Raw genomic sequence first — 9,377 nt, forward strand, 5'->3', positions numbered from 1 at the left:
ATAATCCGTCTCACGCTCAGTGAGCGTTGGTGACTTCATTTCCGCTCGACAAGGATTCGTACATGCTAATCAATGAAATTCAGAGAATGTTGGAGAACTACTTCAGCGTGTTGCAAAACCAGGATTTGAACCGGTTTGACGAGGTTTTCCATCCCGGCTGTGTCCTCTATAGCGCTCAGGACGGGGCGGTAACGGTGCGTCCTTACGCAGAATACCGTGCCATCGTACAAGGACGTCAGTCGCCGCAGGAGCGCGGGTTTGCGAGCCTGGATGAGATTTTGATGATTGACGTCATGTCTCCGGAAATGGCAATGGTCAAGGTGCGTCTGCGACTGTTCGACAATGTCATGGTTGATTATCTGAACGTGATGAAAGTCGATGGCCGCTGGATGATCGTTGCCAAACTCTTTCATAAAGAAGGAAGCGTTGTGTGAGTGCGGCGGTTTGACCAAAAACGATCGTGATGATCGGTACAAATAAAAACGCCCCGAACCAGTCGGGGCGTTTTTGTGAGTGACACTCAGCGATTGCGGGTCAGCAACGCTGGTTTCTCGCCGCGCGGACGGCCTGGCAGTTGATCCAGTTGCTCAGGAGTCGGGAACCGATCGGTTTTCGACTCTTTATGGATGATCTTCGGTGCCGGGCCGCGCGGGTTTTGCACGGCCGGTTCCGAACGCGGCTGGTCGTCGGTGCGAGCCGGGCGACGGTTGCGGGACTCTTCGCGACGGGCCTGACCGTCACGTGGAGCACCGTTGCGTGGGCCGCTGCGCTTGGCTGGCGGCGTGCCGGTGGTCGCGCCGTCACTGCTGCGTGGGCCACTTTGACGACCCTGAGGCTTGCCGCCAGTGCGCGGAGCACCTGCGCCAGCTGCGGCGCCTTGTGCCGGAGCACCCGGACGACGACCACGGCCCTGGGCCGGTTTGGCTTGAGGAACGTAGTCGACGCGGTTACCGAAGTTATCGATGTCGTCGTCCAGGAACTCGTCCGGAGCACGGTCTGCTGCAGCAGCGCGTGGCGCCGGACGCTGTTGTTCGCGAGCCGGAGTGCCTTCGCGTGGCTTGTGTTCACGCGCCGGGCGATCGCCGCGGCCAGTGGCTGCAGGTTTTTCCTTGCCGCCCTTGTCCTTGCCTTTGTCTTTACGACCGCCGCCACCGCCGGTGCCGTTCGGACCGTCGCCGCGCGGGCCACGTGGGTTGCGCGGGTTACGCACATCCGGACGCTCGCGAACTTCAGGTTTCTCGGCTTCTACAGCGCTGGAATCGAAGCCCATCAGGTTGCCGTCGGCAATCTTCTGCTTGGTCATGCGCTCGATGCTTTTCAGCAGCTTTTCTTCGTCCGGAGCGACCAGCGAGATCGCTTCGCCCGAACGACCGGCACGGCCAGTACGGCCGATACGGTGAACGTAATCTTCGTCGACGTTCGGCAGTTCGAAGTTGACCACGTGTGGCAACTGGTCGATGTCCAGGCCGCGAGCGGCGATGTCGGTGGCGACCAGGATGCGCACTTCGCCGGCCTTGAAGTCGGCCAGGGCTTTGGTGCGAGCGTTCTGGCTCTTGTTACCGTGGATCGCAACGGCGCTGAGGCCGTGTTTGTCCAGGTACTCGGCCAGGCGGTTGGCGCCGTGCTTGGTGCGGGTGAACACCAGCACCTGTTCCCAGGCGCCTGCGGTGATCAAGTGCGCCAGCAGCGAACGCTTGTGGTTGGCTGGCAGACGGAAAACACGCTGTTCGATACGCTCGACCGTGGTGTTCGGCGGCGTGACTTCGATGCGTTCCGGGTTGTGCAGCAGCTTGCCGGCGAGGTCGGTGATGTCTTTGGAGAAAGTCGCCGAGAACAGCAGGTTCTGACGTTTGCTCGGCAGACGGGCCAGGACCTTTTTCACGTCATGGACAAAGCCCATGTCGAGCATGCGGTCGGCTTCGTCCAGCACGAGGATTTCCACGTGGGACAAATCGACGCTGCCTTGGCCGGCGAGGTCGAGCAGGCGGCCGGGGCAGGCCACCAGCACGTCAACACCGCGGGACATGGCCTGAACCTGCGGGTTCATGCCGACGCCGCCGAAGATGCAGGCGCTGACGAACTTCAGGTCACGGGCATAGACCTTGAAGCTCTCGTGTACTTGAGCCGCGAGTTCGCGGGTAGGGGTCAGGACCAGTACGCGCGGTTGGCGCGGGCCGTGACGCTGGGATTTGTCCGGGTGACCGTTGGGGAACAACCGCTCCAGAATCGGAAGGGCGAAGCCGCCGGTTTTACCAGTACCTGTCTGAGCCGCGACCATCAGGTCGCGACCTTGCAACACGGCGGGAATGGCCCGCTGTTGCACCGGAGTAGGCTCGGTATAGCCCGCTGCCTCGATGGCGCGGACTAAAGCCTCGGAGAGACCGAGGGAAGCAAAGGACATGAGTAATCCTGTTTTAGTTAGGGCTTGGCCCAATGGGAGTCTTGCCTGGCGCGAATGGCGTTTAGAGGAACGCAATCCCGTCCGGTCCTGCTGGGCCAAGAAGGCTCATCTGGAGTGCTCGCGCGGGCTGAAAAGCTGCGCTGTAGCGGGATCGAGATGCCTTGAACAAGTCCGAGCGTCCGGGCGTGAGCCTGGCGGGAAGGCCGGAGTATAACAGAGCAATCACTGCGCGCCGCTTTCCTGCTGCTCAACGGTTTTTCCGCTGGCAGCGGTGGCTCTGGTGGCTTTGACCTCGGCCGCCGGTTCGGCGCCATAACGGGCGCTCAATTCAGCGTACGCAGGCTCGCGCTTGAAGCGCTTGAGTTCGGCGCCGAAACGCTGCACCAACAAGTCCATGCCGGCGTTGCGGCGTACGGCCAGGAATTGGCTCTGGTGACTGATGACGGTCGGGTTCTCGGTAATCTTGTCGCGGATGCCCAATTGGTCGAGCAAGTGCTGGCCAACCCTGCGATCAGTGATCAGCAGGTCGATCCGCCCGCGCACCAGTTTGCCGAAGTTGGCTTCATGGGTTGGCGCCGGTTCGCGAGTGAACAGGGTCGATTCGCTGAAGTCCTGGCTGTACAGATAGCCCGGGGAAGTGCCGATGGTCAGCCCTTTCAGGTCGGCCAGGGTGTGAAAAGGGTGGGGCCGCTCATTGGCGTAGAACATCACGAACTCCACTTCCGAGAGCGGCTCGCCGGGGTAGAGCAGGGTGGCGTCGCGCTCATCGCTGTGGAAGATGTCCAGCGCGCCGTCTGCCTGGCCCGTTTCGAGCATCGACAGGCAGCGTTTCCACGGCAGGAACTGCCATTCCACTTCGATGCCCAGGCGTTTGAAGACGATGGCGGTAGTTTCGTAGTCCAGTCCCAGGGATTTGCCGTTTTCTTCGTACACGTACGGCGCCCAGGGTTCAGTGACAATGCGCAGTTTCTCGCCCCGAGCGGCGAAGCTCAGGCAAGTAAAAAGAAACACGGTCAGTAATTGCGCGATCAGAGGCATGGCTTGAGATTACGACGAGAAACCGGAAAGAGCCAGAAACGGGATCCAGAAGCTCTAACTCAGAGTGTTGTTGCACAAAAAAAGGGCGTTAAAAGCAAAAGATCGCAGCCTGCGGCAGTTCCTACAGGGATTAAACACGCCCGATGTAGGAGCTGCCGCAGGCTGCGATCTCTTGATCTTGCTTTGACGGCTTTTAGCGCGGCAACTTCAGATTGTTCCACACCGCCAGGCTCGGTTCGGCCTGGTTCAGCGTGTAGAAGTGCAGCCCTGGCGCGCCACCTTGCAGCAGGCGTTCGCACATCTCGGTGATGACTTGCTCACCAAAGCCTTGAATGCTCTGGGTGTCGTCGCCGTAGGCTTCCAGCTGCTTGCGGATCCAGCGCGGGATTTCCGCGCCACAGGCATCAGAGAAACGCGCCAGCTTGCTGTAGTTGGTGATCGGCATGATTCCCGGAACGATCGGGATGTTCACGCCCTTCGCCCGTACACGCTCGACGAAGTAGAAGTAGCTGTCGGCGTTGAAGAAGTACTGGGTGATTGCACTGTTGGCGCCAGCGTTGGCCTTGCGCACGAAGTTGGTCAGATCGTCTTCGAAATTGCGCGCTTGCGGGTGCATTTCCGGGTAGGCGGCGACTTCGATGTGGAAATGATCGCCGGTTTCTTCACGAATGAATTCAACCAGGTCATTGGCGTGGCGCATTTCACCACTGGCCATGCCCATGCCGGAAGGCAGGTCACCGCGCAGGGCAACGATACGGGTGATACCGGCTGCCTTGTATTGGGCCAGCAGGCCGCGCAAGTCGTCCTTGCTGTCGCCAACGCAGGACAAATGCGGTGCGGCAGGGACTTTGACTTCGCTTTCGAGCTGCAACACGGTGTTGAGGGTGCGATCACGGGTCGAACCGCCAGCGCCGTAGGTGCAGGAGAAGAAGTCAGGATTGTAGGTCGCCAGATGACGGGCAGTGGCGATCAGTTTTTCATGCCCAGCGTCGGTCTTCGTAGGGAAGAACTCGAAGCTGTAGCGACGTTCTTGGGACATGGTCATATCCTTGGAAGCACGAGAGCCTGTGAGGCTTGCACAACCCATGTGGGAGCGGGCTTGCTCGCGAAAGCGGTGGATCAGTCAACATTAATGTTGAATGTTAAACCGCATTCGCGAGCAAGCCCGCTCCCACAGGGAGAGCAGCCAGCAGAACCAATCAGTAGCGGTAAGCGTGCGGCTTGAACGGACCTTCAACGGTCACGCCGATGTAGTCGGCCTGGGTCTTGGTCAGTTGGGTCACAACGCCGCCGAAACCGCGGACCATTTCCAGGGCCACTTCTTCGTCGAGTTTCTTCGGCAGTACTTCAACAGTCAGGCGCTCGGCTTTCTGGGCTGGCGACAGGTCGGCGTACTTCTGGCCGAACAGGAAGATCTGAGCCAGAACCTGGTTGGCGAACGAACCGTCCATGATGCGGCTTGGGTGGCCGGTGGCGTTGCCCAGGTTAACCAGACGGCCTTCGGCCAGCAGGATCAGGTAGTCGTCGTTCTGCGCGTCGAATGCGCCAGGGCCGGTACGGTGGATCTTGTGAACCTGTGGCTTCACTTCTTCCCATGCCCAGTTCTTGCGCATGAAAGCGGTGTCGATTTCGTTGTCGAAGTGGCCGATGTTGCAGACAACAGCGCGCTTCTTCAGGGCTTTGAGCATGTTCGAGTCGCAAACGTTGACGTTACCGGTGGTGGTCACGATCAGGTCGATCTTGCCCAGCAGCGCTTTGTCGATGCTTGCTTCAGTACCGTTGTTGATACCGTCGATGAACGGCGAAACCAGCTCGTAACCGTCCATGCAGGCTTGCATGGCGCAGATCGGGTCAACTTCGGAGACTTTAACGATCATGCCTTCCTGACGCAGGGACTGAGCGGAGCCCTTGCCCACGTCACCGTAACCGATGACCAGCGCTTGCTTGCCGGACAACAGGTGGTCGGTACCGCGCTTGATCGCATCGTTCAGGCTGTGACGGCAGCCGTACTTGTTGTCGTTCTTGCTCTTGGTGACCGAGTCATTGACGTTGATGGCCGGGATTTTCAGCTCGCCCTTGGCCAGCATGTCCAGCAGGCGGTGAACGCCAGTGGTGGTTTCTTCGGTAACGCCGTGGACGCGGTCCAGGATCGCCGGGTATTTCTTGTGCAGCAGCTCGGTCAGGTCGCCGCCGTCGTCGAGGATCATGTTGGCATCCCAAGGCGCGCCATCTTTAAGGATGGTTTGCTCCAAGCACCACTCGTACTCTTCTTCAGTTTCGCCTTTCCAGGCGAAAACCGGGATACCGGCAGCGGCGATAGCGGCAGCGGCCTGGTCCTGAGTCGAGAAAATGTTGCAGGACGACCAGCGTACTTCGGCACCCAGGGCAACCAGGGTTTCGATCAGCACGGCAGTCTGAATGGTCATGTGGATGCAGCCGAGGATTTTCGCGCCTTTGAGCGGCTGCTCACCGGCGTACTTGCGGCGCAGACCCATCAGGGCAGGCATTTCGGATTCGGCGATGATGGTTTCGCGACGGCCCCAGGCAGCCAGGGACATGTCGGCAACTTTGTAATCGTTAAAATCTGCAGGCGTGATAACAGCGCTCATGATGAGCCTCCATTCGTAATGTATGCGAATGGGCGCCGTTGTGCGTTTAGTGTCTGACCGATAACGGTCAAGCAACGCCCCATCCGAGCCTGACAGGTCGAACCTGCTGCAGCGCCCCTCGGACAGGTGGCGGGAAAACGGTATCAATGGAACGTTACCGTTTTGAAACGGTGGCGATTATAGCCGTGTGAGCGATACTTCCAAAGCGTTTCTGTTGGTCAATGTCTGAACGGTAATCGAGACCATAGTCGATGCTTGATAGAGCTCCAGGTCGGGCTCTGCCATGATGCCCACCATCATTCGGCAAGACGCTCAGGAGTGAATATGAATTTCCACACCCGCAAATGGGTAAAACCCGAAGACCTCAACCCCAACGGCACGCTGTTCGGCGGCAGCCTGTTGCGCTGGCTCGACGAAGAAGCGGCGATCTACGCCATCGTCCAGCTGGGCAATCAGCGTGTGGTCACCAAGTACATTTCCGAGATCAACTTCGTCAGCGCCTCGCGCCAGGGCGACATCATTGAACTGGGCATCACCGCCACCGAATTCGGTCGCACCTCCATCACCCTCAAGTGTGAAGTGCGTAACAAGATCACCCGCAAAAGCATCCTGACGGTGGAGAAGATTGTTTTCGTCAATCTGGGTGAAGACGGCTTGCCTGCACCGCACGGCCGGACCGAGATCACGTACGTCAAAGACCAGTTCAAGGATGATGTCGTCAACGTGTGAAGCCGGCGGTGCGCCCTTCGCGAGCAAGCCCGCTCCCACACTAAATCTAAGTCGTTCACAGAAGCTGTGTTCGCTGAAGATCTAATGTGGGAGCGGGCTTGCTCGCGAAGGCGGTGTACCGGTCAGCGATGATTTAGCGGGGCAGTGAACAGCTCCGAACCCTGCGTGTCGTACCTACATCACACACCACGGGTTCCGGAGCTTTATGGACGCGCAAAAAGACGGCAAGACCCCGAACCTCTCCCCTGAAGAACAGCACGACGTCGACAAGAGCCAGCCACCGCGGGCGGCGGTGCTGCACGAGATCATCCGCACCCAGGGAGATCAGGAACTCGAGCGCAGTGTCGCCGCCTTGTGGTGGTCGGCACTGGCCGCCGGCCTGACCATGGGCCTGTCGCTGATGGCCATGGGGCTGCTCAATTCCCGTCTGCCGGACGGCGAAGGCTTCAAGGTGATCGCCAGTTTCGGTTACTGCGCAGGCTTTCTCGCGGTGATCCTCGCCCGTCAGCAATTGTTCACCGAGAACACCCTGACGGCGGTGCTGCCGATCATGACCAAACCCACGCTGAGCAATTTCGGTCGATTGCTACGCCTGTGGTCGGTGGTGCTGGTGGGCAACCTCTGCGGCACATTGCTGGTGGCGTATGTGATGCTGAATCTGCCGATTTTCGACAGCAAGACCGACCTGGCCTTCCTTGATATCGGGCGCAAAATCATGGAGAACGACGCCAGCCAGATGTTCGCCAAAGGCATTGTGTCGGGCTGGATGATCGCCACCATGGTCTGGATGATTCCGTCCATGGAGAGCGCGAAGATGTGGATCATCATCCTCATCACCTACCTCATGGCGCTGGGGGATTTCACCCACATCGTGGTTGGGTCCGCCGAGGTCTCGTATCTGGTGTTTGCCGGCGAGTTACCGTGGAAGGATTTCTGGCTGGTGTTCGCCGGGCCGACGCTGGCGGGGAACATCGTCGGCGGCAGCTTCATCTTCGCGCTGATCAGCCATGCACAAATTCGCAGTGAGAGTGGCCCGCCGAAGAAGAGTGCGGATCAGGCGTCGGATTCACGCAAGCGCGAAGAGAAGTAAAGACAGGTGCACCGTATCAACTTCATCGCGAGCAGGCTCACTCCTACAGTGAGGGGCGCGGTTCATGTGGGAGTCTGCTCGCGAAAGCAATGTCATGGGCGATGCAGCTATTCAACCGGACACGTTGACCGCAGCCGAACTGCGACGCTGCAGGTAAATAAAGAACAACGCGGTCAGTACCGTCAGACCGCTGACCAGCGCGCCGGTCCACGGTAAGTCCGCCAGATCCGCACCACTGGCGACGACGAGCCCACCAATCCACGCACCGGCCGCGTTGCCGAGGTTGAACGCGCTCTGGTTCAACGTTGAACCCAGATTCGGCGCTTCATGGGCCTGATCGATGATCAGCAATTGCAAAATCGGGCACAGGGCAAAGGCGAAGATGCCCCACAACACCAGGGTGATTGCGGCTGGAATCACCGAGTGGCTGGTCTGTGTGAACGCGGCCAGCACGACCAGCACGGCCAGCGCCATGCCCACCAGCGACGGCAGCAATCGACTGTCAGCCAGACGGCCGCCGAGCATGCTGCCTGCAGTCAAACCGACCCCGAATAGCAGCAGCATGATGGTCACGCCATGGGGGCTGACGCCGGTGATGTCTTGCAGGATAGGGGCAATGTAAGTGAAGACGCTGAACAGGCTGGTCGACGCCAGCACGCTCATGCCCAGCGCCAGCAACACGTTGACTTTGCCCAGCACTTTGAACTCGCTGGCGAGGTTGGCCTTGTCCATCGCAATGTCCTTCGGCAACCAGACCCATTGCGCGATAGCCGCGATCACGCCGATCACCGACACCGCCCAGAACGTCGAGCGCCAGCCGGCGTATTGCCCGAGCGCGGTGCCCAAAGGCACGCCCAGCACGTTGGCCAGGGTCAGGCCGGTGAACATCATCGCAATCGCCTGGGCGCGTTTGTTCGGTGCCACCAAACCGGCGGCAACCACCGAACCGATGCCGAAGAACGCACCGTGGCAGAGCGCGGTGACCACGCGTGCGGCCATCAGCGTGGCGTAGTTCGGCGCCAGGGCGCAGAGAATGTTGCCGAGGATGAACATCAGGGTCATGCCCAGCAGCGTGGCTTTGCGCGGCATGTTGGCGGTGCCGACCGCGAGGATCGGCGCACCGAACACCACGCCGAGGGCGTAGCCGGTGATCAGCAGGCCGGCGTGGGGGATGCTCACGGCGAGGTCGCGGGCGACGTCGGGCAACAAACCCATGATGACGAATTCAGTGGTGCCGATGCCGAACGCGGCAACAGCGAGGGCAAGCAAGGCGAGGGGCATGCGCAAGGTCTCTGTCGGTAGTCTTGACGCTCTGATCAGGCATACGCATGCCGACGCCCGTTCTCGACGAGAGCGGGCGGTGGCAAAAATTTATTGGAATTAGTCTGTGCGCAACTGAGTGCGGCGTGGTCGCTTGCAGTATAAACAGCTGCTGACATATGGCGAATCAATTATCTCCCCCGCTTCCTGTAGGAGCACGGCTTGCCGGCGGTGTCTATTATACACATCT

General features: G+C 59.8%; 8 protein-coding genes and 1 riboswitch. Of the genes, 3 read left to right on the top strand and 5 right to left on the bottom strand.

Going from position 1 to position 9,377, the window contains the following annotated elements; all coding sequences use genetic code 11:
• The first annotated feature begins 62 nt into the window (after positions 1-62).
• Positions 63-434, top strand: a complete 372-nt coding sequence (locus KGB03_RS21765; RefSeq protein WP_218536718.1) for a nuclear transport factor 2 family protein — start codon at positions 63-65, stop codon at positions 432-434.
• An 86-nt stretch (positions 435-520) separates the two neighbouring features.
• Here KGB03_RS21765 and KGB03_RS21770 read toward each other — a convergent pair whose 3' ends face one another.
• The 4 genes from KGB03_RS21770 to ahcY form a co-directional block, all read right to left on the bottom strand.
• Positions 521-2,401, bottom strand: a complete 1,881-nt coding sequence (locus tag KGB03_RS21770; protein WP_218536719.1) for a DEAD/DEAH box helicase — start codon at positions 2,399-2,401, stop codon at positions 521-523.
• A 222-nt stretch (positions 2,402-2,623) separates the two neighbouring features.
• The gene (locus KGB03_RS21775; RefSeq protein ID WP_111448487.1) at positions 2,624-3,439 is read right to left on the bottom strand and encodes a substrate-binding periplasmic protein; all 816 of its coding nucleotides are present in this window, start codon (positions 3,437-3,439) and stop codon (positions 2,624-2,626) included.
• Positions 3,440-3,632: 193 nt separating this feature from the next.
• A complete protein-coding gene (metF, locus tag KGB03_RS21780; protein ID WP_111448488.1) occupies positions 3,633-4,478 on the bottom strand; it encodes a methylenetetrahydrofolate reductase [NAD(P)H] in 846 nt (281 codons plus the stop codon).
• A 160-nt stretch (positions 4,479-4,638) separates the two neighbouring features.
• Positions 4,639-6,048: an adenosylhomocysteinase gene (ahcY, locus tag KGB03_RS21785; RefSeq protein WP_008152012.1), complete on the bottom strand. Its 1,410-nt coding sequence runs from the start codon at positions 6,046-6,048 to the stop codon at positions 4,639-4,641.
• 23 nt (positions 6,049-6,071) lie between these two features.
• Positions 6,072-6,174: riboswitch (S-adenosyl-L-homocysteine riboswitch) on the bottom strand.
• A 198-nt stretch (positions 6,175-6,372) separates the two neighbouring features.
• On the opposite strand from ahcY, the gene KGB03_RS21790 reads away from it, so the two are divergent.
• Entirely contained in the window at positions 6,373-6,777 is a 405-nt protein-coding gene (locus KGB03_RS21790; protein WP_218536721.1) for an acyl-CoA thioesterase, read from the top strand.
• 205 nt (positions 6,778-6,982) lie between these two features.
• Positions 6,983-7,867 (top strand): formate/nitrite transporter family protein, encoded by an 885-nt coding sequence (locus tag KGB03_RS21795; RefSeq protein WP_218536722.1) that lies wholly within the window; start codon positions 6,983-6,985, stop codon positions 7,865-7,867.
• A gap of 111 nt (positions 7,868-7,978) precedes the next feature.
• Here the strand turns inward: KGB03_RS21795 and KGB03_RS21800 are convergent, their stop codons facing one another.
• On the bottom strand, positions 7,979-9,148 hold the full coding sequence (locus tag KGB03_RS21800; protein WP_218536723.1) for an MFS transporter: 1,170 nt from the start codon (positions 9,146-9,148) through the stop codon (positions 7,979-7,981).
• Positions 9,149-9,377 lie beyond the last annotated feature (229 nt).

The sequence above is a fragment of the Pseudomonas sp. BF-B-26 genome (assembly GCF_019956495.1).
Classification (GTDB): Bacteria; Pseudomonadota; Gammaproteobacteria; order Pseudomonadales; family Pseudomonadaceae; genus Aquipseudomonas.